The organism is Bacillus sp. DE0042, assembly GCF_007680225.1.
Classification (GTDB): Bacteria; Bacillota; Bacilli; order Bacillales; family Bacillaceae_G; genus Bacillus_A; species Bacillus_A wiedmannii.
Genome location: NZ_VEJP01000001.1, coordinates 559,015 through 584,492 on the forward strand (window position 1 = coordinate 559,015; position 25,478 = coordinate 584,492).

22 protein-coding genes are annotated in these 25,478 nt (G+C 34.7%); 3 read left to right on the forward strand and 19 right to left on the reverse strand.

Annotated features, from left to right (window positions below):
* Positions 1-6: 6 nt before the first annotated feature.
* The 8 genes from FS802_RS02600 to FS802_RS02635 form a co-directional block, all read right to left on the reverse strand.
* Complete coding sequence (locus FS802_RS02600) at positions 7-279, reverse strand: YokU family protein (RefSeq protein ID WP_000995761.1); 273 nt, start codon at positions 277-279, stop codon at positions 7-9.
* A complete protein-coding gene (gene kamA / locus FS802_RS02605; protein WP_000902134.1) occupies positions 276-1,697 on the reverse strand; it encodes a lysine 2,3-aminomutase in 1,422 nt (473 codons plus the stop codon). Before kamA ends, FS802_RS02600 begins: the two co-directional genes overlap by 4 nt.
* Positions 1,698-1,907: 210 nt before the next feature.
* Positions 1,908-3,293: an arginine utilization transcriptional regulator RocR gene (rocR, locus tag FS802_RS02610; RefSeq protein ID WP_098654706.1), complete on the reverse strand. Its 1,386-nt coding sequence runs from the start codon at positions 3,291-3,293 to the stop codon at positions 1,908-1,910.
* A 98-nt stretch (positions 3,294-3,391) separates the two neighbouring features.
* Positions 3,392-4,237 carry a putative beta-lysine N-acetyltransferase gene (ablB, locus tag FS802_RS02615; RefSeq protein ID WP_098654705.1) on the reverse strand — a complete coding sequence of 282 codons (846 nt, stop codon included), beginning with the start codon at positions 4,235-4,237 and terminating at the stop codon, positions 3,392-3,394.
* A complete protein-coding gene (locus FS802_RS02620) occupies positions 4,234-5,502 on the reverse strand; it encodes a peptidase (protein WP_098654704.1) in 1,269 nt (422 codons plus the stop codon). Before FS802_RS02620 ends, ablB begins: the two co-directional genes overlap by 4 nt.
* Before the next feature lie 15 nt (positions 5,503-5,517).
* Positions 5,518-6,180, reverse strand: a complete 663-nt coding sequence (locus FS802_RS02625; protein WP_000525267.1) for a CoA transferase subunit B — start codon at positions 6,178-6,180, stop codon at positions 5,518-5,520.
* Entirely contained in the window at positions 6,165-6,863 is a 699-nt protein-coding gene (gene atoD / locus FS802_RS02630; protein WP_098654703.1) for an acetate CoA-transferase subunit alpha, read from the reverse strand. Before atoD ends, FS802_RS02625 begins: the two co-directional genes overlap by 16 nt.
* Complete coding sequence (locus FS802_RS02635) at positions 6,860-8,170, reverse strand: aspartate aminotransferase family protein (protein WP_001205889.1); 1,311 nt, start codon at positions 8,168-8,170, stop codon at positions 6,860-6,862. The genes atoD and FS802_RS02635 overlap by 4 nt, the downstream gene beginning before the upstream one ends.
* Before the next feature lie 1,003 nt (positions 8,171-9,173).
* Here FS802_RS02635 and FS802_RS02640 point away from each other — a divergent pair.
* Positions 9,174-9,923 (forward strand): DUF4397 domain-containing protein, encoded by a 750-nt coding sequence (locus FS802_RS02640; RefSeq protein WP_000083268.1) that lies wholly within the window; start codon positions 9,174-9,176, stop codon positions 9,921-9,923.
* 33 nt (positions 9,924-9,956) lie between these two features.
* Here FS802_RS02640 and FS802_RS02645 read toward each other — a convergent pair whose 3' ends face one another.
* Positions 9,957-11,090: a BA2291 family sporulation histidine kinase gene (locus FS802_RS02645; RefSeq protein WP_000425102.1), complete on the reverse strand. Its 1,134-nt coding sequence runs from the start codon at positions 11,088-11,090 to the stop codon at positions 9,957-9,959.
* A 234-nt stretch (positions 11,091-11,324) separates the two neighbouring features.
* Here FS802_RS02645 and FS802_RS02650 point away from each other — a divergent pair, with 234 nt between their 5' ends.
* Positions 11,325-11,717: a YueI family protein gene (locus tag FS802_RS02650; protein WP_098654702.1), complete on the forward strand. Its 393-nt coding sequence runs from the start codon at positions 11,325-11,327 to the stop codon at positions 11,715-11,717.
* Positions 11,718-11,839: 122 nt separating this feature from the next.
* Here the strand turns inward: FS802_RS02650 and FS802_RS02655 are convergent, their stop codons facing one another.
* A complete protein-coding gene (locus FS802_RS02655; protein WP_098654701.1) occupies positions 11,840-13,264 on the reverse strand; it encodes an aldehyde dehydrogenase family protein in 1,425 nt (474 codons plus the stop codon).
* Positions 13,265-13,396: 132 nt separating this feature from the next.
* On the reverse strand, positions 13,397-14,752 hold the full coding sequence (locus FS802_RS02660) for a hemolysin family protein (RefSeq protein WP_098654700.1): 1,356 nt from the start codon (positions 14,750-14,752) through the stop codon (positions 13,397-13,399).
* A gap of 353 nt (positions 14,753-15,105) precedes the next feature.
* On the opposite strand from FS802_RS02660, the gene racA reads away from it, so the two are divergent.
* Entirely contained in the window at positions 15,106-15,648 is a 543-nt protein-coding gene (racA, locus tag FS802_RS02665) for a chromosome-anchoring protein RacA (protein ID WP_098654699.1), read from the forward strand.
* A 94-nt stretch (positions 15,649-15,742) separates the two neighbouring features.
* On the opposite strand, the gene FS802_RS02670 is transcribed toward racA, so the two are convergent.
* The 8 genes from FS802_RS02670 to FS802_RS02705 all read right to left on the reverse strand — a co-directional run bounded on the left by FS802_RS02670 (position 15,743) and on the right by FS802_RS02705 (position 25,478).
* The gene (locus FS802_RS02670) at positions 15,743-16,339 is read right to left on the reverse strand and encodes a hypothetical protein (protein ID WP_000487799.1); all 597 of its coding nucleotides are present in this window, start codon (positions 16,337-16,339) and stop codon (positions 15,743-15,745) included.
* A gap of 274 nt (positions 16,340-16,613) precedes the next feature.
* Entirely contained in the window at positions 16,614-18,464 is a 1,851-nt protein-coding gene (locus FS802_RS02675; protein ID WP_098654698.1) for a hypothetical protein, read from the reverse strand.
* Entirely contained in the window at positions 18,454-20,274 is a 1,821-nt protein-coding gene (locus FS802_RS02680) for an AAA family ATPase (protein ID WP_141547123.1), read from the reverse strand. The genes FS802_RS02675 and FS802_RS02680 overlap by 11 nt, the downstream gene beginning before the upstream one ends.
* Before the next feature lie 106 nt (positions 20,275-20,380).
* Complete coding sequence (locus FS802_RS02685) at positions 20,381-20,641, reverse strand: hypothetical protein (protein ID WP_000391452.1); 261 nt, start codon at positions 20,639-20,641, stop codon at positions 20,381-20,383.
* A 75-nt stretch (positions 20,642-20,716) separates the two neighbouring features.
* Positions 20,717-22,144: a basic amino acid/polyamine antiporter gene (locus FS802_RS02690; RefSeq protein WP_098654696.1), complete on the reverse strand. Its 1,428-nt coding sequence runs from the start codon at positions 22,142-22,144 to the stop codon at positions 20,717-20,719.
* A 213-nt stretch (positions 22,145-22,357) separates the two neighbouring features.
* Positions 22,358-23,869, reverse strand: coding sequence for an ABC transporter permease/substrate-binding protein (locus FS802_RS02695; RefSeq protein ID WP_098654695.1), 1,512 nt, complete (start codon positions 23,867-23,869; stop codon positions 22,358-22,360).
* Positions 23,870-23,872: 3 nt separating this feature from the next.
* Positions 23,873-24,820, reverse strand: coding sequence for an ABC transporter ATP-binding protein (locus FS802_RS02700; protein ID WP_064477340.1), 948 nt, complete (start codon positions 24,818-24,820; stop codon positions 23,873-23,875).
* 100 nt (positions 24,821-24,920) lie between these two features.
* Positions 24,921-25,478: a YdcF family protein gene (locus FS802_RS02705; protein ID WP_098654694.1), complete on the reverse strand. Its 558-nt coding sequence runs from the start codon at positions 25,476-25,478 to the stop codon at positions 24,921-24,923.

The following is a 25,478-nucleotide window of genomic DNA, read 5'->3' on the forward strand; positions in this document are numbered from 1 at the left end:
AGCTGGTTAAAAGTCGAAATAATTTCTTTTTAATAGACGTGGTCTTCCCATTAATTCTTCATATGTTAGTTGTTTTGGTAAATCTTTCGTATAAATTAGAAACAATTGATCTTCTATTTCTTTCACTGTTTGATCTGCTTGATAGTCCATACCACATGAGGAACAAGAAATGCATGGTGTCTCTTGGATTTCAATGGCTTTCGTACCATCTGGTAATTCCCAATATACAGTATTCAAGCTTTCTTTCGCTTCTGTACTGTCACACCACATACAATTCATACTGCATCACCCTCATTTTTTTTGTCGTTTTCTTCTAATTTAGCCATTTGCGATTGATACTTTTTGTCTTTAAGTTGATCACGCTTATCACGTTTATCTTTTAGTGATGCATGAGTGTCATTATCTTCATAGTCTTTACGACGGCTCATACGCTGTAAGTCGTCTGGAACAAGGTTAAATTTCTTATCACTCATAAGACCTGCGATACCAACATCTGAACGTTTTTCTTCGTAGTTTGGATAGATTTCTTTAAAGTACCCTTCTGCTCTTCCTGGGATATAGCTCTCTGGCTCTGGATACGTTGTAATAACACCTTCAAAGTTACGAAGCACAACTTTATCTGCACTTTGCGAAATTAAATAGTTTGGTTGAAGCGCAATTTTCCCGCCGCCTCCTGGTGCATCTACAACGAATGTTGGAACCGCATAACCAGATGTATGACCGCGTAAACCTTCAATAATTTCAAGACCTTTAGATACTGGTGCACGGAAATGACCAATACCTTCAGATAAGTCACATTGATAAATGTAGTATGGACGTACACGAATTTTTACTAAGTCATGCATAAGTTTTTTCATAATTGGAACGCTGTCGTTAATACCAGCTAAAATTACTGCTTGGTTTCCGACTGGAACACCAGCATTCGCTAGCATTTCACATGCTTTTTTCGATTCCTCTGTAATTTCAATAGAAGTATTGAAATGTGTATTTAACCATACTGGATGGTATTTTTTAATAATGTTACATAAGTTTTCTGTAATACGCTGCGGGAATACTACCGGCGCTCTCGTTCCGATACGAATAATCTCGACATGCGGAATCTCTCGTAAATTTTTTAATACATATTCTAAAATTTTATCGTTAATAAGAAGACCGTCTCCACCAGAAATTAATACATCTCGTACTTGTGGTGTATCACGAATGTAACCGATTGCATCATCTAATTGTTTCTTCGGCACACCCATTCCAATTTGTCCACTAAAACGACGGCGTGTACAGTAACGACAATACATAGAACATTGATTCGTTACTAAGAACAATACGCGGTCTGGATAACGATGTGTTAGCCCTGGAACTGGTGAATCTTCATCTTCATGAAGCGGATCTTCTAAATCATATTTTGTTTTATATAACTCTTCCGAGATCGGTACAGATTGCATCCGAATCGGACAGCGTGGGTCATCAGGATTCATTAGCCAAGCATAGTACGGTGTAATATTTAACGGGATTGTTTTTGTTGAAATTTTAACGCCTTCTTCTTCTTCAGGTATTAAATTAATTACTTTCTTTAAGTCATCCAAAGTTTTGATCGTATTCGTTAATTGCCAAACCCAGTCATTCCATTGCTCTTCCGTAACATCCTTCCACAACTCGATATCCTTCCAGTGACGATTTGGTTTGTATACATCATGTAACATTGCTATTCCCCCTTTTTATACGCTCATCCTTTATATAAGCAATAGTTATGCCAACTTTACATTATTGATAAGTAAATGTACGGAGAACGCTATTGCATAAACAAAAAAATATTTGTAAGCACTGTATGAAATCCATACATACTATCATATTCATTACTTTTTATATATGTAAACACGATTTTATTGGTGCAAACACACAAAAACCGCCAATTATTCGGCGGTTTTGTCGTACTTACTCAATTTATATTGAAGCGTTTGGCGAGGGATACCTAACATTTTTGCAGCTTGTAATATATTCCCTTCCGTTTCAATTAGCGCTTGATCTATTAATTCCTTTTCCGTTTGATGAAGTGCTTCTCTAAGTGGCAATATGCTCTTCTTCTTTGGCAGATTCTCTTTCCGAAATGTACGCGGTAAACAATTGGCTGTTAGTGTATCCCTTTCTGCAATAATGACAGCATGTTCAATCGTATGTTTTAGCTCACGAACATTGCCAGGCCATTGATAAGCTTGTAATCTTTCTTTCGCTTCCTTATCCATTTGAAGTACACCTTTTTTATAACTTTTATTATATTCGTTCAAAAAATAAGACGCTAATAATAATACATCCTCAGTTCTTTCACGTAGCGGCGGAATATATAATGAAAAGACATTTAATCGATAATATAAATCCGTACGAATTTTATTCTCTCTTAAACATACTTCTGGTGGCTGATTCATTGCGGTAATAACGCGAACATCTACTTTTCTCGTCTTATTATCACCAATTCGACGAATAACACCATCTTCTAATACACGTAGCATTTTTGCTTGTAAATCGAGAGGCATTGAATTCAGTTCGTCTAAAAACAATGTCCCACCATCTACAAGCTCAAATAACCCCGCTCGTTCAATTGCCCCAGTATAGCTACCTTTCGTCGTTCCAAACAATAAACTTTCTAATAGCGACTCTGGCAAAGCTGCGCAGTTTTGTGCAATAAATGGCTTGTTCTTCCGTTTAGAAGCTTCATGAATCGCTTGTACAAATAACTCTTTCCCTGTCCCTGTTTCCCCATATATTAAAACATTTGCATCAGTTGGCGCTACTTTTTGTGCTAATTCTTTCGTCTGTTTAAATCGAGCATCATCCGTCACGATCGTCTCAAATGCAACATGCTTTTTAATTGTTTTCTTTCTAGATGACCGCTTTATTTTTGACTGCAAATCTACAATTGTATCCGTAAGTTTTTGAACTGTAGAATAGTCCTTTGCAATTTCAACAGCCCCGGCAATATTTCCATCTATAAAAATAGGTAACGTCGTATTTACTGTACAAATGTCTTCCCCATTTAAATTTTGATAATGCTGAACTTGATGAACGATTGGTTTTTTTGTATCTAACACTTTCATTAACGTACTTGTTTCCCTAGATAAAGAAGGAAACGCTTCTAACAAATGTTTTCCTAACACTTTTTCAATTTTTGACCCATCGTGTTTTGCAGCTACAGTATTATAAAAAATTGTAATACCATTTTCATCTACTGCGTGTATAGCCTCATCAATACTGCCCAAAATCGCTTCAATGACTTCTTGTGTCGAAACTGCTAGCAATGTCATCCCCCCTTTTGCCGAAAATCCAGCAATCACATGCCGAATTTCCGGCATACCTATATGCGATTATAAGCATGACGATTCCGTTCTATTTTTATACCGTACTATTTAGACAAATCTTTCACCCATATATTCATATCTTCCAGCTTATCGAAAATGTAGCAATTGTTCGCCAGTCTTCCTGTATACGTATAACCTAACTGATGAAAGGCCGCATTCATTCCGAAAGAAAGCGATCGAGCAATTGTATAGGAGCAGAAAATCGATTTATCTTGCAGTTCTTCTTCTAACTTAATTAGTAAACTTTTCATAAACCCATGTTTACGATATTCGGGTAAAGTAGCACAATTCGTTAATTCTGCATTTCCTTCTTTTATATTCATTTCTGCAGATGCTGTACTAATTATTTTTCCCTCGAATTCATACACATAGTAAATTGTATCGTCTTCTTTCATCGTTTGTTTTACATAACTCGCTTCGTTTAAAGGCGTCGGATAAACTTCAAATACTTTTCCAAAGACGGCTGCTAATTCTTCCGCATCCTCTTCTGTCGCTTTTCTTAATAAAAATTTCTCTGGGACTATTTTTTCCTTTACTTCTTTTGCTTTAACACCGCTTAAAATGGTATCTTCCTCTGCCCAATGAATACTATTTCGTCTTTCATCACTAATAAATTTCACAAAGAAGTATGCATCGTGACCTTGAAAATAATGCGGTATTGTTGCTTCCAATAAAAAACCGAAAGAGAGCCATGTAGAAACATGCTCTCCCTTTCCTTTAATAATACATTTAGTGAAAGAATGCTTCTCTGCTAATTCGTCAATTGTTTGGATAATCCTCTCAATATTTCCTGTGTAGTGGTCTACTCGAATACGTTTATTAAAATAGTCTAAAACACCTTCAACTGTATAGCCATACGTCTGTTCTCTAAAAGATTCATAGTATTTCATTTTTTCACCTCACACCAATCTAGTAATGTACATGCAATTATTTTTGCGGCAGCTATCATTTTATCAACTTCTATATATTCGTTTGGATAATGTGCTACTTTCGTCTCTCCTGGACCAAATACTATCGTTGGTACGTTAGCGATTTGTGTAAATAAACCTCCATCAGTCCCCCACGGAGATGCTTCAATAATTGGTTTGTTCCCTTCGATTTCAACAAAGTTATGCTCTAGTGTCGTAATTAACTCATGATTTTCTTCTAGTTCACCAGGAACCCATCTCGCTCCAAACCACTCTACTTCTACAGGATTTTCAACAAACCAATTGTCCACATCATTTAATTCAGCGATCCAATTCTCAAACTCTTCTTTTGCTGCCTCTATAGTCTCATTCGGCGCAATACCACATCTTCCTTCTAAATTTAATGAATCAGGAACAGAACTTGGCCAGCTCCCTCCTTCAATTTTCCCAATATTAATTGGAATTGGAATCGGAATTCCTTTAAATAATGGATCTGTAATTCGATTATTTCTCTTCTCTTCCAATTTTCTCAAATGATCTACAACAAACATACTTTTTTCAATTGCACTTACTCCTTCATAACGTGTACCACCGTGTGCTGCTTTGCCTTTCACATGTAGACGAAACCACATGGACCCTTGTTGTTTCGGGAAAAACTTCATATTTGTCGGTTCTGGAATAATGACACCATCTGCTTTATATCCTCGTAATATAGTCGCTAATGTTCCTGCCCCGCCGCTCTCTTCTTCTATTACACTTTGAAAATAAATATCTCCTTTTAATTCAATACCAGATTCAATAATGGCTTCCATCGCAAGCATCAGTGCGACATTGCCGCCTTTCATATCCGTTGTTCCACGACCATATATACGATTCCCTATTTGCTCACCACTATAAGGGTGATGGTCCCACTGATTCACATCTCCTTCTGGTACGACATCAATATGTCCATTTAATATCATAGATTTCCCGTCGCCACTTCCTTTTAAAGTTGCCACTATGTTCGGGCTATCTGAAAAACTTGTACGCGGTGATACAAAATAAGGATGCTCTTTCATTTTAGAAAATGAAGGTTCCCAAATATCAAGATCTAAACCTAGCTCACGTAATTTTTCAATCACAATTGCCTGCGCACCACTTTCATCACCAGATACGCTTTTTTCTTGAATTAATCGTTTTAAAAATTTTACGCTCTCCTCTTCATGACTCTCGATATAATCACAAATTTTCTTTTTTAATTGCTCCATATATTACATCTCCCCTCATTCGATTACTAGTAAGTTAGAACCAATTTTAAAATCAGCTTCTGTATGTTGTTTTATATCTTCCACTGTGTATGGGCTCATTAATTCTTGTAAAACGAGTCCACCCTGCGTCACTTCCATAACTGCCATATCCGTAATAATTAAATCTACACATTTCTTTGAAGTTAATGGTAATGTACACTCCGAAACAATTTTTGCATTTCCGTATTTATCAACATGATTCATCACAACAACGACCCGCTTCGCTTTTTGTGCCAAATCCATCGCTCCCCCAATACCTGGAACGCGTTTTCCTGGTACAATCCAGTTTGCTAAATCCCCATTCTCACTTACTTGTAATGAACCAAGAATCGTTATGTCTAATAAACCTTTTCGAATCATCCCAAACGCTGTGCAACTATCAAAATAACTCGCTCCTGTAATAAGAGAAGTCGGTAAACCTGCTGCGTTACATAAATTTTCGTCTTCATTCCCTTTTCTTGGCGTAGGTCCCATACCTACAATTCCATTTTCCGCATGAAACATAACGTTTATATCGTCAGGAAGATGATTCGGTACAAGCGATGGTATACCAATACCTAAATTTACAATCATACCATTTTGTATTTCTTTCGCCGCGCGCCTAGCAATCTTATCTCTCACTTCTACGCCCATACCCATTTCCAATTCACTCCTTCCGACGGTACGATATAATTTACAAATACTCCTGGGACAACAATTTCTTCTGGATCTAAACTTCCAAGTGGAACGATTTCTTCTGCTTCTACAATCGTTATATCCCCTGCCATAGCTACGTGAGGATTCATATTACGAGCACTTTTATCAAACACAAGATTACCAAACGGATCCGCTTTTTTCGCATATACAATTGCAACCTCAGCAGTTAATGCTGTTTCAACTAAATATGTCTTGCCATTCATTTCAACTGTACGTTTTCCCTCTTCTACAATCGTATCAACACCTACATCAACTAATACACCTCCAAGTCCTACACCACCAGCGCGAATACGCTCTGCTAATGTTCCTTGAGGAGAAAACTCGATTTGTAACCTTCCTTCGTTTAGCTGTCTTCCTGCATTTGGATTTGAACCAATATGTGAAGTAATTAATGATTTTACTCTTTCATTCGTAACAAGACGACCGATTCCTACATCAGGAAATCCCGTGTCATTTCCTATTAAATTTAAATTTGTAACTCCTTTTTCTAAAATCACTTGTATTAAAGATGGAGGGGATCCAATCCCCCCAAATCCTCCAAACATTAATGTCATATCATCGTGGAATAAAGAAATTACTTCCTCTATCTCTTTTAATTTATCGAATGTATTCGTAATAGTTGTCATGCGATACTATGCCCTCCTTTTTGCATCATTTCTTCTACACTTTTTGCAAAAATTGAAAGTAATTCATCTAACTCGGAATATGTAGTTGTCATCGGCGGTGCTACAAGCAGTGCACTATCTTCTTTTCCTGCTTGCCCTGAAACAGCTTGGTATAAAAGAAGACCATTTTTAGCTGCAACCGAAATAAGTTCCGACGCCTTTGTAAACGGTTGCAATTCTACTCCAATCAGCAACCCTTTTCCGCGCACATCAGCAATGATTGTCGATTGTTGCTGAACTTTCTGTAGTCCTTTTATTAAATACTCTCCCTTTTCTGCTGTTTTTTCAGGTAGATTATGTTTCTCCATATATTCAATAACAGCTAGAGCTGTTGCTGCAGATAATGGATTTGCACTTAACGTATGCCCACTCATTACAGAACGCGATCCACGTAAAATTGGCTCCATAACACGGTCACTTACAATCGTCGCTGCCATCGGTGTATATCCAGCTCCTAAACCTTTACCAAGAGTCATAATATCCGGTTCTACACCCCAATGCTCCATCGCAAACCATGCGCCAGTACGACCAAGCCCTGTCATTACTTCATCAGCAATAAATAAAATATCGTAATGACTACAAATATCTTTAATGACTTTATAATATTCTTTCGGTGGAACGACTGCGCCTCCAGCTGCTCCAATAATCGGTTCAGCGATAAAAGCTGCGATATGTTCTGCACCAATTCTTTCAATGGATCTTTCTAGTTCAGTCGCACAAGCAAGCTGACAAGTTGGATATACCTTTTGCACCGGACATCTAAAACAATATGGAGCTGGAATAGTTGGATAATCTTCTAAAATTGACACGAAACGTTGTCTGCGCAGTGGATGCCCAGACATTGATAAGGCTCCCATCGTAATACCGTGATAACTCATCCATCGTGACAAAATTTTATGCTTCCCTTGAATACCTCGCTCTTGAAAATGCTGGATTGCAATTTTCATAGCTGTTTCATTTGCTTCCGTACCACTATTCACAAAAAAGCTCCAGTTCAAATCTCCTACACTTAAATCGCTTAATTTCTTCGCTAATTTTTCAGCTGGTTCACTCGTAAACTGTGATCTATAAACGAAAGCAATCTCCTCTGCTTGCTTTTTTATAACATCTGCAATCTCCTTTACGCCATGCCCAATCCCTGCCGTAATTGCCCCTGACGAGCCATCAAAATATTTATTTCCGTTTTGATCATACAAATACACACCTTTTCCATGTGAAATCATTGGATACGGCTGACCAACAAGTGGTTTAATTAAGTAATCGCGCATAGCGCTCCCCCATTTCTCCAATTTGTATATATATATGAAGAAAATTGACGTTTCTTTCATAAAAAAGAACCCTCTGCGAAAGCAGTGATTTTATCAAAAAACTATTATAAAATATACAAATGAGTGCTAAATATTAATTTCAAAAACAGAAAATTCAGAACTTAAAATAAAGACCAACCCTTATCTATACGCTCGAATAACCCTCCTTTATATAAAATAAACGCTTCACTACATACTTTCTCAAAATAATATCAGCTTCCCTCAATTGCCGATATTGTGTAAACTTCGACGAAACTCCCTTTAAACTCCTTCCTATTCTCCTACTTTATATTGCATATTTTCAAACAAATATCGACAATTAATCCCACTAAATGCATAGCAATTATTTTTATATAAACCAATATTTCACATACATTCTCCTCCGTTTTATACAATAAAAAAAGAACCGATTAACCACATTAATCAGTTCGGCACGACGCTCTTTTATCGGTTAATACTGCCACTTGCTAACGTAAATAGAAAAAATAATGTTACAAATTCAAAATTCATCCTACATCCTAAAGCACAAAATCGTCCATAACTCCATTCACAATTCCTTTTGGGATATCCCCATCCCAATATTTCATTCCTTTCCTTATATTTAAACTACCTTTCCTTTATAATTTATGTAGGACAATTATCACTTTGTATGTGTATTTGCCCATTATTAAAAAAATCCCTAGTTTCCTAAGGATTTTTGGACATGTTTTCGATATTTTACTTCATACGCTCTTAAGGTTTTTTATTTCGAAATATACATTGTAATCGGTACATCATCATCCAACATAGATGATATATTGCTGTATACTCTAGAAAATTATAAGGCTCTTTCGCCTAAAAAACACTTATCCATAAGCAATACTCTTTATTAATTTTCAACTTTTCTCCTTCAAAAAACAATTTTTTCGCATAACCTCTTTCTTGTTAAGCATATAGTTTTAATGATGACAAAGGAGGAATATTCATGTCTCAATCTGAAATCGAAAAATATGGACAAGAAGCTGCACGTTACGAACAGCTCGCTCGTTACTATCAATTTAATAATCCGAAAAAATATGTAGAACTATATATGAAATATTACGACGCGCTTACGAAACTTGTACAGGCGTATGAAAAAAGAGATTCACAAGAAGCTGCTTTACCGTCACACATACGTTTTTTTCACTCTGCTTCAAATACACCTGCGGTTGACATTTTAGTAAACGGGCAAAAGGTTATTAAAAATATTTCATTTAAACAATTTAGTCCCTATTTAACATTAGTGCAAGGTAAATACCGTATAGATATTGTCCCTGTTGGAAATGAAACTCCCATCTTTTCAGCTTTAGTACCAATAATGGGGAATCACACTTATACTTTTGCCGTAATAAATAGTGACAATCATCTACAATTACAACCTATGCTTGATAATACACATTTACCAGCTGGTCAAGCAAAAATACGCTTTGCACATTTTTCTCCAGATACCCCTGTTGTAAATGTAGATTTAAAAGGTGGAGATCATTTATTTGAAAATGTACTCTTTAAACAAATAACAGATTTTTTGGAAGTTAGTCCTGGTACAGCAGATATTGAAGTTTCACTCGCCGATAATCCCAGCGTCTTACTAACTATACCGAATTTCAAAGTCGAACCGAACATCATATATACAATTTCACTTTTAGGTTATTCAACTAAAGATCCTAAATTAGAAGCCGTTATACTTACGAATTAAAACAGTCTACACCATTCATTTGGTGTAGACTGTTTATTTTTGAAATACAATTTGAAATTCTGTCCATTCGTTATCTGAACGGCACATGATGGACCCATTATGTTTTTCTACAATTTGTTTACATACAAATAATCCAATACCAGTTCCTAACTTTTTAGTAGTTACAAATGGTTCGAAAATCATTTCTACACTTTCAGCTGGAATCATTGGCCCATTATTTTTTATCACAATTCGAATCGATTGATCTTCTTCAAATACATCAATGATAATCTTCCGTTCTTCTTTCATTGATTCTAGAGCGTCAATTGAGTTCATTAATATATTTAAAAATACTTGTCTCACTTCACTCCGATAGCCAACAAGTGGAATTGGATACGGTAAATTCTTTTCAATCGAAACATTTGCATTGACCAAACTCGGATATAAGAACTGTATAATATCTTGAAACAAATCATTAAGCCAAAATTGTTCTGATTCATTCCACATTTCTTTTTTCGATACGAGTAAAAATTGCGAAATACGAAAATTTAATTGGTCTAATTCATGCGAAATAATATCTAAATAAGATAAACTTGGATGATCTGCCTTTAATAATTTAACAAATCCCATAATTGAAGTGAGTGGGTTACGGAATTCATGTACAAAACTTGCTGACATTTGCCCTAAAATCGTCAGCCTTTCTTTATGTGTTTCGTTAATATATTGCTGTTTTTCCTCTAAATTTTTTGATATAATTTCCGAGTATTTTAAAACAGTATAATAAATTAATTTATCAAAACAAGTATGTATTTGGGCCATAATCGGTTTCAATTCACGTGCGCTAACATCTAATTCACACATCGCTTCGAAAAGTTCATTTCTTCCCACATTTGCATTATAAACAAAGTCTCCAATATTCGCATCTGCCCCTGCACGTTCAATAGCAATTTTCTCGCATAATGGCTGAAGATAATCTATATCTTTTTCTTCCATAGTAAGTTCGATAATTAACTCTAATAAATCCTCTCCATTTTGAACTACTTCTAGTTTAAATGGATCTTTATCGGAAATTATCATTTTGTTTTTCCAGTTCTCAACGAATTGGTGCCTGTTGTTTTTCAAGTGCGAACAAAATACTTCTTTAATATCCTTATCGATTGGAAAAACCCCCATTCCCTCCATTTCCATGCGACGAACACCCTTTATATTTTGAATATTAACACAAAAAATGCGATTCGTTAATAGATTATTGTCACATTTTGTTAATATGTGTTGATAAAATTTTTAATGTCTTTATTAATTGTTTGGATTGATACATTCTATTTTCCTTCCTTTCATTCAAAGTTTTTTACATTCAATGCGACTTTTTTTTGCATCCTGCTTCATTCTTTCGTACAATAGAAAATGAAAGGTGTGAAAAATATGGTAAATAAAAATGTGGAAGATTATCTCCAAGAAGGCATTTACGGCCAAAAGCAGAACAAACCAGAAGAACGTAATATGTATTTAACTACATTACGTGAGCGTGTAGAAATCGCTTTAACTATCGGTCAAGTAATGCAAAGTAATGTATATTCTGAAGTAGCTAGTAGCATACGCTCTTCTCAATCATTACAAATATTCCTAAATGGTGGCATTGCTTACCCACATTTATCAAAATACATTAAATTAGCAAATGAAAAAAATGTTCCTTTTACAATTGTTCAAAATAAAGGCATAGAAACACCAATCGGTTTAGTATTATCTCATAGCACTGCTGTTGACAAAGAACAAATTTATGTAGAAGATGCTATTTTCAAACAAGAAATGAAGTAAAAGGTACACTTGGTTAAATTAAATCGTTCCGAGAAACGTAAAACAAACAATAAAAAAAACGAGTATGGAATCGTAAACATTTCCTGCTCGTTTTTTATTAGGATGTTTAAGCTCGATCTACTTTATTTTTTAATACACACTAATTTCATTTCTGTCATTTCTTCTATTGCATATTTAATTCCTTCACGCCCCGTACCACTTTCCTTAACACCACCGTAAGGCATATGATCTACCCTAAACGTTGGAATATCATTAATCATGACACCACCAACCTCTAGCTCATCAATTGCACGCATTGCTTTAAACAAATTATTTGTAAACACACCTGCTTGTAGACCGTAACGTGAATGATTTACTTGCTCAATTGCCTCATCAAATTCTTTAAATGTATTTACTGTCATGAGTGGACCAAATACTTCTTGGCACTGAACAGATACATACTCTGGAACATTTGTTAATACAGTTGGTTCAAAAATCCTTGCATCACGTTTCTTACCGCCGTATAAAACAGTTGCACCTTCCTTAATAGCTTCTTGCACCCACATTTCTATTCGCTCTACATCTTTTTTCGAAATTAAAGCCGATACGTCCGTTTCTTCCAGCAATGGATCACCAACAACAACTGTTTCCATCGCTTTCTTTAGCTTTGAAAGAAATTCATCCACTCTCTTTTCATGTACAAAAACACGTTGTACCGAAATACAAACTTGTCCATTGTTTACAAATGCTCCCCATTTTACACGTTCAATTACTTCATCTGTTAATTCTACATCTTCATCAATAATAACAGCAGCATTTGATCCCAGTTCCAACGTAACTCGCTTTAATCCAGCCTTTGCCTTAATTCCAATTCCAACTTTCGGACTTCCCGTAAAAGTAATGGAAGCAACATCATCATTTGTAACTATCGCCTCACCTACAGTTGAACCGGGACCAGAAATAATATTTAAAGCTCCTTTTGGCAATCCTGCCTCTTCAAATAATTCAACTAATGCATAAGACGATATTGGCGTTTGATCAGCTGGTTTTAACACAACGGTATTTCCGGCAGCAATTGCAGGGCCGACTTTATGTGCCACTAAATTTAATGGGAAATTAAATGGTGTAATAGCTCCTATAACCCCTATCGGTTTTCGTATTGTGTATGCAATACGCCCATCTGCACCAGGTGCTGCATCAAGTGGCAGTGTCTCGCCGTATATACGCTTCGCTTCTTCCGCTGCAAATTTGTATGTCTGAACGGTACGATCTACTTCTCCCCTCGCAGCACGAATTGGTTTTGCAGCTTCTTTTGCAATAATCTCTGCAAATTCTTCTCTTCTTTCATCCATTTTTTGTGCAACCTTCTCTAAAATAGTCGCACGATCATATGCAGATAATGTATTCATTTTTTTCATTGCATTTTTTGCAGCAGTAACAGCCTCTTGTACATCTTCTTCCGTTCCTTGTGCAATTTCCGCTAACGTTTCTTCAGAATATGGTGCGTATAATGGTTTATACGTGTTTACAGACTTCCAATCTCCATTTATATATAAATGCTTTTTCATAATTCTTCCCCTTCCAAATATATGTATACAACAATATTTCACCTAGTGAAAGGTCTGACTTATACCATTGTATCATAGCCCTTATTCTGCCAAAAACATTATGCTCAAAAAAACCCTGCCATATAGCAGAGTCTACGAACTAATTTGTTCTTGAAATGGAATTTGTTTTTCATCTTCTAAAATAACAATTGATTCTACAGTTTTTGTAACTTCTAATCTCTTTATATAGTGTCCATCTAATTCTTTTACACAAAACTTATAATTTTCAATTTCAATGAAATCCTCTTCAGCAATTTCTATATTCTTCGTTAAAATCCAACCACCGATTGTATCAACACCATTATCATCAATCGTTAAACCTAATAACGTATTCACTTCACTAACAAGCACTTTTCCCTCTAGTATTGTTTTTGTTTCACTAACTTGTTGAATTTCTGGCTGTTCATCCGTATCAAACTCATCTTGAATATCTCCCACTATTTCTTCTAAAATGTCTTCAACTGTAACAAGTCCAGACGTACCACCATATTCATCTATCAATATAGCAATATGCGTTCTTTCTTTTTGCATTTTTAAAAATAAGTCGTGTATTGGGATAGAGTCGATAACTAAAATGATTGGCCTAATATATTGCTCTACTTTCTTATTACTTACTGCATTATGCTGCACAAAATCTGTGAAAATATCTTTAAAGTTTACAAAGCCTATTACGTGATCTTTGTCCCCATCTACAACTGGATATCTCGTATATTTTTCCCGAGACATTTTTTGCAAAGCTTCTTCAGCAGGCATTTCTTTACTTATAATATGCATCTCAGTTCGGGGTACCATTATTTCTTTCGCTATACGATCATCAAATTCAAAAATTTTATTTACATATTTATATTCAGACTGATTAATCTCTCCATTTTTGTAACTTTCTGAAACTAACAACCGTAATTCTTCTTCTGAATGAACCTCATCGTGCCCTTTCGGTGGTTTCAGCCCTAACAACCTCGTAATAACTCGGGCTGATCCATTTAGGATCCAAATAAATGGAAACGCCATACGATAAAAGAAAATTAACGGTTTAGCAACAAACAAACTCACTTGTTCAGCTTTTTGAATCGCGAATGTTTTTGGGGCCAATTCCCCTATTACAACATGTAAAAATGTAATAAACAAAAACACTAAAATTACAGCAAAAATGTCTGCTAGTTGAGTAGAAATGTTCAAATTTACAAAAAGCGTGTCAAACATTTGCTTTAACGCCGGTTTACCAAACCACCCAATCCCCAGAGCTGTAACTGTTATTCCTAGCTGACAAGCAGATAAATATTCGTCTAAGTTTGTAATGACTGTTTTGACAGATGTTGCGCGATTATTTCCTTCTGCAATTAAATAGTCAATTCGTGAACTTCGCACTTTAACAATTGCAAATTCTGCTGCGACGAAAAATGCCGTTAAGGCAATTAAAACAATCACTATACTTATACTATATATGTCCAAATACTTCTCCTTACTTACATTGTAAGCAAGGAAGCCACCTCCTACTTAATTTTATTCAAGTGAAGTAAGCATTCTAATACTCTAACAAAATTCTACATTAGCAACCACCTTTTTATATATTATATGCATACATAAAAAAGATATTTATCATTATGATAATCTAATTCATTTCCATCAGTCAAATAGTTCTAAATCTTAAGATAAAATATTTTATATAAACGATATATTCTTCACAGCTTCATTTCGTGAAAAAACACTTTCTTTGCCGATTCCACACTTCTTTTGTCACACTAGAAGGGAACTTCCTTCATAGCTCGAAATCATTCAACAGGATATATATAGGAGGGATTATTTTGGAATATAAAACACCATTTATCGCAAAAAAATTAGGTGTTAGCCCAAAGGCTGTTGTCCGGATTGCACAACAATTAAATCTTACGATAGAAAAAAATAAATATGGTCACTTTATTTTCACACAAGAAGATTTAGATCAAATGTTAGAATTCCATCTTTCACAAATAGAGCAGTCTCAAAACTCTCACCCTACTCAAAAAACATCATCAAATGATGTTGAAGAATTAAAAACTCAAGTAAATACAATTATTCAAGAAAAATCATCACATGAATTTGAGCAATTAGCAACTCAATTAAACACTATTACGAGAAGGCTAGATCGAATGGAAGAACAAATGCAAGATAAGGCAAATGATGTTGTTACGTACCAACTTTTACAACATCGCCGTGAAATGGAGGAAATGTTAGAGCGAATTCAAAAGCTAGAAACTTCCCTGAAGAAAGAAGAACCAATATATATTACTCCCGATTCAAAACCAACATATGAACGAGAAAAGAAGCCGAAGCGCCGCAAAATGATTTTTAGTATATTTGGATTATAATTTTTAGACCCTTATTAAAATAATAAGGGTCTTTTTTCATGAAGAATGACTTCATATTAAAATAGCATTCTCTTTATTATATATTCATTTCGCCTTATTTTGTTAACATAATATTTTTACTGTATTCTGCGATTAATGCCTGTGCATGAGCATTCCCTTGAATCACATCTCGAAATTCTTTTAAAGAATACAAATGCGTAGCCCCTTTTCGGGCATGAATTCGCACTGGTACACCTTGTAAAGTATCATGAAACTGAAATGGCTTATCTACCGGTTCAATTGGGAAACCGAGTGTTAATAAATACATATACATTCTTTTTGTAACTGCTGCAATATACCATTCTGCTTTCGTTTCTAATGCATGCATAAATAAAATAGCTGTTAGTCTTTTAAAGTGTCCTCTCCCACGAGACGTTTTCGCAATACTTAACTTGCCTATTTCATACACATTTTTCAAATCTTTCACTAAATCATTTTTAGAAAACGGATAGAAAAACTCAGAATTTGATTGTTCCGGTTCCGTATACTTAATACATTCTACTGTACCAATATGATGTTCATCTTCTATTAATAAAAATCGTGATGGATTTAAATTACGTTCTACGAACATTAAGTTTCTTTCTTCACAAAAATCTCCCCATAGTTGCTCGAACCAAAAATGTTCTTCTTTTGTTTGAACACGCTGGAACATATTTACCCGCCTTTCCCATCGCCGCTCTGTTTTTGATAACGCTTTCACCATCTATCATATAAGAACAAATCTTCGTATGCAACTAAAAATATTTATGACTTATTATATTCTGCACAATGAATTAAATTCCATCTTAATCGTCTTTTATCCCTCATGTACCGTTCTTCTAACAATATATTTATATTACCTTCAAATTCAAATCGTATAAAGTTGTCTTCCATACAGCATATATTTCTTCTTAATCTAAAAAAATCCTTTATAAAAAAGGATTTTTTTACTTCTTCATGCTTTTTAACCACTTCTCAAAAATTTGTACCATTCCATGTTTTCCGGCTAATTTCTCTTCCCCTTGTTTCGTTTTATATGGATATAATTGCAAGAACACACCACATCCAGACTCAATTTTTTTACTATGCATATGACTTCCTGGATATACACAAATAACTTCATAAATGGCCCTTCGAAAATAGACTCTCTTTCCATCCTGTTCTTCTACATATTTTATAGACCAGTACTTATACATTTGTTCAGTTGCCTTCGTATTTCCAACGTGCTGAAAAATGTTGTACATTGGGCTATACTTCACTTCAATAATAATAGAAGATTGATATACGTATTTCCCTTCTTCCTTTACATAACAGTCTAAGCGAATGTCTGGCTTCTTCGTATCTTCTCCATTATAAAAATTACTCCCTTTACTTAATGCAATAAGAGGATGAGTTTCAATTAAATCATTAAATGCGACATGTACTCTAATATCATCTCGGTGTAAAACTACTGTCGTTCCATCCTGTAATCCATCTACATAAAAATGTTCTTGAATTTGTTCACGAATGGAAATTCTAGCCTCAAAACCAATTTTCTCTAACATGGAAATAACGATAAAAAAAGCGTAATATTCATACACTAAAAATGTTGGTTTATAAACAAATAATAAAGATGGAGATTGTTCTGTATATTGTGGAAGTACATCTAAATGCTGTAGTAGTTGTTGATGTGGTATCGGTAAATTATGTGAGTACATGTTACCTGTTTCGGAAACTTCTCTCCAAAATGGAGAATGCATTAAAGTTTGAAAGTATTGTACACTTTCATGTACAAAGTGCGCTAATATTTTATATTCTTGTATCTTCATAGAGCTTTTTCGCAAATCCGCCTCTTTTAGTAAATGGATATTTTTATATTTTTGTTTCTCTCTATCCGTCACTGATCCATTACGCTCAATTGTTTGTATAATCGTTTTTACAGCTTGAAACTCTTCTGATTTCTTCTTTTTTGCTCTTTCTAATATTTCAATTGTTTGACGTAAAAAACTTTCAGCTTCAAGTAAATAGAAATAAAATTGCATCGCTTTAAATTTAAGAAATGCATTTTCCTTACTATTTTTTTGTTCTATAAACTTACGATTATAATATTTTGCATACGGTTTTCTTTCCGCCACTATGGCTCCTTTTCTCGTTGCTTTCCGCTCTTTTTCTTCCCATTTATATTCATGTATAAATTTTGAACTCGATTCTATTTTCTTAAAAATTTGCTTTATCTTTTTCATTTTTTGCGGCAACTTTCTAAGTAACACTAAATAAGAAGAATCTTCAATATCACTAAGTGCAGAGAAAGTCTTTTTATAATAACCTCTATCTAAAATCAACTCATTCAAAATTGACTTTACATAGTTTTGAATCATTTCAAATTGATCATCAAAAAAATTTTTGGGAACGATTTGAAATGCACCATAATACGTTCTATCTTCTATATTCACTTCAAAATGATATAATCCACAACGCCATGGATAAAAGAATTCCGTTTTTCCATGTTCATATATTAATACCTTTTGTTTTTTTTCATTTATTTCATATTTTGACTCTTTTATATTTTTCTGTCCCTCATATACTTTATTCCATATAAAAGTAATATTCATTGGACTTTCATAATGGTAATGCAATCTAATTGGTTTTAATTCTTGTACTTTATAAATACATTGAACTAATGCTGTAGTAGATGTACAAAGACGATTTAATAAAATATATTCCCCTTTTGCCTCAGTTCCAATGATTAACTTTAATACAAAAGGGAGTGTTTCTTTCGTATCAACGATTTCTGTTTCATATCGCCCTTCATTTTGCATAGCCATACAGCTCCAGTTCTCTACGCTTTTCTCTTATATATGCTAAAGAGTGTTCAAATGTAGATACTCTGTTTGCAAGTGGCGATTGCAAAAGAGGTAGTAATGTCGCCCCCCTTTTTACGTCTTCAGAAAGTAAAGACCCAACCATCATTTCAGTCCCTCTTATTTTCGTCAATACACGTTGCTTGATTTGTAAATCAAATCCCTCTTCTCTACTGATCATATAGGAATGATTATTTTGGAACGGTATATTTTGCAAGTAAGTAGCGATTGCATTTGCACATCGAAATGAAATTCCCTTTGACATATCATGTGATGACAATACCACATGTAACTTATCTAATAGTTCTAACTCTTCTTCAGAAAACACCTCAATCATCGCTTTATTCCTGACCCAGCTTATACGAAATTCTCCTGCAGTTACTTTCAGAGGTGGTTGTAATACAATTTTCTCTTGTTCCATACACATCTCACAAAACGGAATCTTTTGTAACGTTATTAAATTCGTCCGATCTAATAATCGATCTGAGAGTTCTTTCGTTGTTTCATCAAAATTTACTGTACCTACAAATATAATATTTTCACCAATTTCAATTGTTGATGGAATTGGATTTTCTTTTTCTTGTACACCTTCATACAAATTTAGAATACGGTTTTGCTTTTCAAGTTGAAGAACAGATAGAAATGGAGTAAACCAATGCTCAATATGTGACATATTCATTTCATCAAAAACGATTATATATAGTTGATTTTGATTTTCTTTTGCCTTCATTAACGCCCTAACTAATTTTGTTTCACTTTCAATAAAAGTACCATTTGGGTGAAGGTAACCAAGTAAATCATGTGGTTCTTGATACGATGGTGAAATCGGAATCCAAACCAATTCTTCCCCATACTGTAATCCAAGTGCTTCTGCATAAGCTTGCACAAATCGGGATTTCCCAGCGCCTGGTATACCACCTAGAATCGTCAACATATTTGTTTTCGCACTTATATGGAAATTATAAATGTCCGTTTCATCCAAATATAGCCCTTTATTACGTACAAAACTTTTTACATACTGTAAAAAGACGGATTCACGCTCATCCCATTCCCATTCATCCTTGTGCATTTTTTTTTCCTCTACTTCTACATGCTTACCTTCTTCAGTCATTCGTTTTTTTAATTGCTCATACATGTGATTACTTACAAAATACAATTGATCTTCTACCGCTATTTCCACATACTTCATCCAGTCAGTTAAGTCTATATACTTACATTCCCGCTGCTGTTCAAAATATGCGATTGAACTAATTGATGATGACTTTAAAGATATATTTCCATATAACCTTCCATCGTGCCACAATAATTCGGGAGGCTCAAAGTCTTTCGGATATTTTGGCATTAGAAATGACAAATAACCATTTCCAAGTTTTCTTTCTAAAGACTCTCCTTTTTTGTATTCGGAAACTTTAGGTACTGGAATCATTTTATAGCCATTGGCCATTTCTCGTGGTTCTTCTGCACAAATTAACTCCACGTATATATGTCCTCTTTCATAATAGAGACGAAACATAACCAATTGCTTTTCTAATTTTCTTTTCTTTAATTCCGAAAAGACTTTTTCATTCTTTTTATTGCTACATAAACCTTCAAATACGTATGGTTCATTTTTTAATTGCTCTTGTAACGTGAATGGTATTGGCGATAGGCATTGTACAAAGAAGTTCTCTCCATTCTTCTCTCTCTCTGCTTTTGTAAACTTTCCGATAAACCTCATATAGTACATTCTTTTTATAAAACTTGGCTGAAGAGCTTTATGTAATCTCACCTTCGTCACCTTCTTTTTTTCATACTATTCTTAGTGTATGAAAGAAACGAAAAACTAGAAACAAAAAACCTGACGTTATCCGCCAGGTTAAAAATAAAAACGTATATTAATGAGATGGAAATGCTTTTTTCTCTTGTAAAATGGCATTATGAGCAATTTTCATTTTAGCAAGTACATATCGTAATCGATCTTCAGCGTTTTCATCTGTATTTTGCTGTAATTCCGCCAAATTCTCTACAGCACTCGCTAAATTTTCAATCACTCCTCGTAGTTCAGGATGATGATTAAAAAAGGATTCTTGCACTAATACTTTCCTTACTTCACTCGCTAAATCAACAATTCTGGTCAACTGTTCTTTTTCTTCCATTTTCATCCCTCCTGAATATCTTATGTAGTAAATATTCTCTAGACAAAGAAAAAAGCCCTTTATTTAAAAGGACTTTTACATTTTTATATTTCCAGTTAATAACATATAAAGTGATGTGATAGCTGCGATAACAATTGCCCACATTACATATCTCTCAATACCTTTAAAACAACGATTTCCTTTTTCTTTTCTTGCATACATGTAAACAATAATCCCGATTCCATACACGATTGAAACAAGCAATAAATTTTTCAAACCTGCTGCATATAGAAGCCATATAGAATAAATAGAAGCAATTAAAGCTAACGAGCCGTTTTTTACTTTTGCATCTTTTAGTTCATTTGTAATAACTAATTTAAATTGGAATAACGCTGATAATAAATATGGTACTAAAATTGATGTTGAAGCTATGAAATACATAATTTGATATGTTGATTCTGAAAACAGAACGATTATAAATATAATTTGGGCAACGCAATTTGAAATCCATAATGCCATATGTGGCGTTTGTTTTTTATTTGTTTTCGTAAAGACTTTCGGAAACACGCCATCTTTTCCTGCTACGTGGGAAATTTCAGAAACAAGTAAAAACCAGCCTATTAATGTACCTACAAGTGAAGCAACTAACCCAATGTTAATCGCAACTGCGCCCCATGTCCCAACAACATGTTCTAATACATGTCCCATTGATGGGGTTTCTAACACGGAAAGCTCTCCTCTTGTCATCGCTCCCATAGACAAGACAGAAATTAAAATATAAATAGACATTACTAAAATAAGTCCAAGTACTGTCGCTTTACCAACATCTCGGCTATTTTTCGCTCTACCAGATAATACAACCGCTCCTTCAACCCCAATGAAAACCCAAAGAGTTACAAGCATTGTATTTTTCACTTGACCAAGTATAGAGGAAACTGATATAGTTCCTTCTCCCCAAAAATCATGTGTAAACGTATCCCAGCGAAACGCTGTTACCATTACAACAATAAATAATACGATTGGAACTAATTTCCCTATCGTTGCGATAACATTCATAATAGATGCTTCACGAATTCCAAATAAAATTAGAAAATGAAGTGTCCATAATAAAAGTGATGCTCCAACAATAGACGCAACATTATTTCCACCTTTAAAAATGGGGAAGAAATAACCTAATGTACTAAACAGTAACATGATTGTTGCAACGTTTCCTAAAATTCCTGCTAGCCAATATCCCCAAGCACTGTTAAATCCGATATATTCTCCGAAACCAGCACGTGCATAACTATAAATTCCGCCCTCAAGCTCCGGTTTTTGTCTTGCTAACGTTTGATATACGAGCGCGAGTGGAATCATTCCCATCGCTGTAATACACCAACCAATTATTATAGAGCCGCTATTCGCTCCTACTGCTAAATCATGCGGTAAACTAAAAACACCGCCACCAACCATCGTTCCGACTACTAATGCAATTAATGGAAAAAACCCTAACTTCTTTTCTATTTGTACCACCCCATCTGTCATTCTAGGTGTTATGTTCGTTCAACTATTAAAGTCACCTTTTTCTCTAATAGACGTTTCTCTTATATTTTTTCAGGAAAACATTACTTATTCTAAAAGAAAATGAAGAAAAATGGAATACTTTTTTGAAAAAATGTATAAGTATGCACAAAAAAACCGTTCATTTTGTAATGAACGGTCATTTCATACATATAAATTTGTATATTTCTTGTAAAATTAACGAAGTAAATTCTCTTTTTGTAAAAATTGTTTCGCAACTTCTTTACTACTTTTTCCATTCACATTTACTTCATAATTCATTTTTCGCATTTCTTCATCTGTAATCTTCCCAGATAATGTATTTAATACTTTTTCAAGTTCAGGATATTTCTGTAACGTCTCTTTTCTTAATAATGGTGCACCTTGGTACGGTGGGAATAACCCTTTATCATCTTGTAGCACTTTAAGTCCATACTGCTCAAGTTCACTATCAGTTGAATATGCATCGATTACGTTAACATCCCCTGATTGAATTGCACTATAACGTAGTTTCGGTTCCATCGTTTTCACATTTAAAAACTTATAGTTATATAATTTTTGCATTCCTTTATAACCGTCTTCACGATCAGCAAATTCTAATGTGAATCCTACTTTAGCATCCTGTGCCATTTTTCCTAAATCAGAAATTGTATTTATATTATTTTGATCTGCTATTTTTTTCGGCATAGCTAGCGCATATGTATTGTTATACTCCATCGGCTTCAACATAACCATATTATATTTCTTTTCCATTCCAATGCGAGCCTGCTCATATACTTCATCCCGATTTGTACTTTTTGGCTCTTCTTTCACGAAAGTAGATAAAGCTGTTCCTGAAAATTCAGGGTATATATCTACTTCTCCTGATTTCAATGCTTCAAATACAAATGCTGTTTTTCCAAGACCTGGTTTTAATTCTACGTGTAAATCGGTATCTTGTTCGATAAGTTGCTTATACATTTGAATTAAAATTTCAGGTTCTGATCCAAGTTTGCCGGCAATAACAATGTCTTTCTTTTGTGTGTTCCAAAGAAAGGGAGAAGCAATCATTATACAAGTAATACATATCGTCAATATAATACGCTTAGAAGAGCGTTTTGGACTCTCAAGCACTCTAAGTACTACATCAAAGAATAAAGCGAGTAACGCGGCTGGTACGGCCCCTAAAATGATAAGCGCATGATCATTTCGATCGATACCAAGTAATATGAGTTTTCCGAGCCCACCAGCACCTATAAGAGCTGCTAATGTAGCTGTTCCAACAATTAATACCATCGCCGTACGAATACCGGCCATAATAATTGGTAAAGCAAGAGGAAGTTCTACCTTCCACAGTCTTCTCCAGCTATTCATCCCCATAGCTCTCGCTGCTTCGATTAAAGATTCATCTAACTCCCTTATTCCTGTATATGTGTTTCGTAAAATAGGTAATAGTGCATACACAACTAATGCAATAATGGCCGGAAGTTTTCCAATTCCTACTAACGGAATTAAAAGTCCGAGTAATGCCAGTGATGGGACAGTCTGCATAACTGCAGAAGTTCCTATTATAAATTCAGCCATTCGTTGTTTTCTCGTTAATAAAATGCCAAGTGGCACCGCAATAATTACTGCAAAAAATAGTGAAATAAGCGATATTTGTAAATGCTCACTTAATGCAGTTAGTAATTCTATTTTTCGCTCTTGGAACGTTTGTATAAAATCAGTCACTGTTTAGCCTCTTTCCTTCATTTGTTCAACAATGTAATTAACAATATGACGACTTGTTAAAGCTCCAACATATTGACCATTTTCTTCAACTGGAACGACTTCGTCAGCTCGTACACGAATTAATGCTTCTTGTAAAGAAGAATGCAATGATAGTGCATCCCCTTCTATCCGCATACTTTTATCAAGTGGTAATACATCTTCTATACTTTTCCCCTCATACCAAGGTCTCCCACGATTTCCAATGAACTCCTCTACAAACTCATTTTTCGGATTATGTATAATACCTTCTGGTGTATCTAATTGAACAACTTTTCCTTCTTTCATAATACAAATACGATCTCCAAGCGATAACGCTTCTTGCATATCATGCGTTACGAACACAATTGTTTTTTGAATCTTTTTTTGCAATTGTACGATATCCTTCTGAAGCTGTTCCCTACTCAATGGATCTAACGCACTAAACGGTTCATCCATAAGAACGATTTTCGGGTTTGCGGCTAATGCCCTTACGACACCAACGCGCTGCTTTTGCCCTCCTGACAATTCATCAGGCATACGATCGCGATATACGTCTGGATCTAGCCCGACCATCTGTAGCAACTCATCGACACGAGCTTTTATTTTTTCTTTGCTCCATTTTCTCATTTCAGGAACAACTGCAATGTTTTCTGCAATTGTCATATGCGGAAACAAAGCGATTTGCTGCAATACGTATCCTATATTCCAACGCAATTCATTAATATTATATTGTTGAATATCTTTTCCATCGATTAAAATAGATCCTTCAGTCGTTTCAATTAAACGGTTAATCATTTTCATTGTCGTTGTTTTCCCGCAACCACTCGGACCAATGAGAACAAAAAATTCTCCCTTATTAATTTCTAAATGCAATGAATCCACTGCTTTCGTGCCATCTTCATACGCTTTTGACACATGATTAAATTGAATCACAAATACAACTCCTTTAATGTTGTTTCCTTTATTTTGATGGAATACGGCATTCATTTCAAATGATACGCTTTATAATTAAAAAAGAGCCCACATTTGAGCTCTAACGGTCGAACAATATTGTTTTCATTATTGCAGCATATTCACGTACATACATTTTTTTCTTAGAGCGCATTGGTGTTTCAGCAGCTAGTGCCTCCATCTTCATACCTAAACGCTTTGCGATTATTTTCGTTCTATATAAATGATACGTATTACTTACAACTACCGCATGTTTCACATCATATAAATCCATACTAAACTTTACATTCTCATACGTATTTGTAGATTGATCTTCTATTAAAATACGATTCTCATCTATACCATGTACCATTAAATAGTTTCTCATACTATGAGCTTCCGGTATATCTTCATCTTCCCCTTGACCACCTGAAACAATTACTTTCGCTTCAGGATGGGAATATAAATATTCCAACGCTACATCCAAACGGTTTTGAAGAGATAAAGACGGTCTATCTCCAAATAACTTTGCGCCTAATATAAGAACGTATGGAGAGTGATTACTCAATTTTTCACGAGCAACATTCTTCATTCGAAACGTCATATAAAGAATGTATAGTGGTGGTAATAATAAGATTAGAAGCAAGATCCATTTGTTCAT

Bases quoted from the DNA above. Each gene is read 5' to 3' on its own strand.
- FS802_RS02600 (WP_000995761.1), bottom strand. From the start codon at position 279: ATGAATTGTATGTGGTGTGACAGTACAGAAGCGAAAGAAAGCTTGAAT.
- kamA (WP_000902134.1), bottom strand. From the start codon at position 1,697: ATGTTACATGATGTATACAAACCAAATCGTCACTGGAAGGATATCGAG.
- rocR (WP_098654706.1), bottom strand. From the start codon at position 3,293: ATGACATTGCTAGCAGTTTCGACACAAGAAGTCATTGAAGCGATTTTG.
- ablB (WP_098654705.1), bottom strand. From the start codon at position 4,237: ATGAAATACTATGAATCTTTTAGAGAACAGACGTATGGCTATACAGTT.
- FS802_RS02620 (WP_098654704.1), bottom strand. From the start codon at position 5,502: ATGGAGCAATTAAAAAAGAAAATTTGTGATTATATCGAGAGTCATGAA.
- FS802_RS02625 (WP_000525267.1), bottom strand. From the start codon at position 6,180: ATGGGTATGGGCGTAGAAGTGAGAGATAAGATTGCTAGGCGCGCGGCG.
- atoD (WP_098654703.1), bottom strand. From the start codon at position 6,863: ATGACAACTATTACGAATACATTCGATAAATTAAAAGAGATAGAGGAA.
- FS802_RS02635 (WP_001205889.1), bottom strand. From the start codon at position 8,170: ATGCGCGATTACTTAATTAAACCACTTGTTGGTCAGCCGTATCCAATG.
- FS802_RS02640 (WP_000083268.1), top strand. From the start codon at position 9,174: ATGTCTCAATCTGAAATCGAAAAATATGGACAAGAAGCTGCACGTTAC.
- FS802_RS02645 (WP_000425102.1), bottom strand. From the start codon at position 11,090: ATGGAAATGGAGGGAATGGGGGTTTTTCCAATCGATAAGGATATTAAA.
- FS802_RS02650 (WP_098654702.1), top strand. From the start codon at position 11,325: ATGGTAAATAAAAATGTGGAAGATTATCTCCAAGAAGGCATTTACGGC.
- FS802_RS02655 (WP_098654701.1), bottom strand. From the start codon at position 13,264: ATGAAAAAGCATTTATATATAAATGGAGATTGGAAGTCTGTAAACACG.
- FS802_RS02670 (WP_000487799.1), bottom strand. From the start codon at position 16,339: ATGTTCCAGCGTGTTCAAACAAAAGAAGAACATTTTTGGTTCGAGCAA.
- FS802_RS02675 (WP_098654698.1), bottom strand. From the start codon at position 18,464: ATGCAAAATGAAGGGCGATATGAAACAGAAATCGTTGATACGAAAGAA.
- FS802_RS02685 (WP_000391452.1), bottom strand. From the start codon at position 20,641: ATGGAAGAAAAAGAACAGTTGACCAGAATTGTTGATTTAGCGAGTGAA.
- FS802_RS02690 (WP_098654696.1), bottom strand. From the start codon at position 22,144: ATGACAGATGGGGTGGTACAAATAGAAAAGAAGTTAGGGTTTTTTCCA.
- FS802_RS02705 (WP_098654694.1), bottom strand. From the start codon at position 25,478: ATGAACAAATGGATCTTGCTTCTAATCTTATTATTACCACCACTATAC.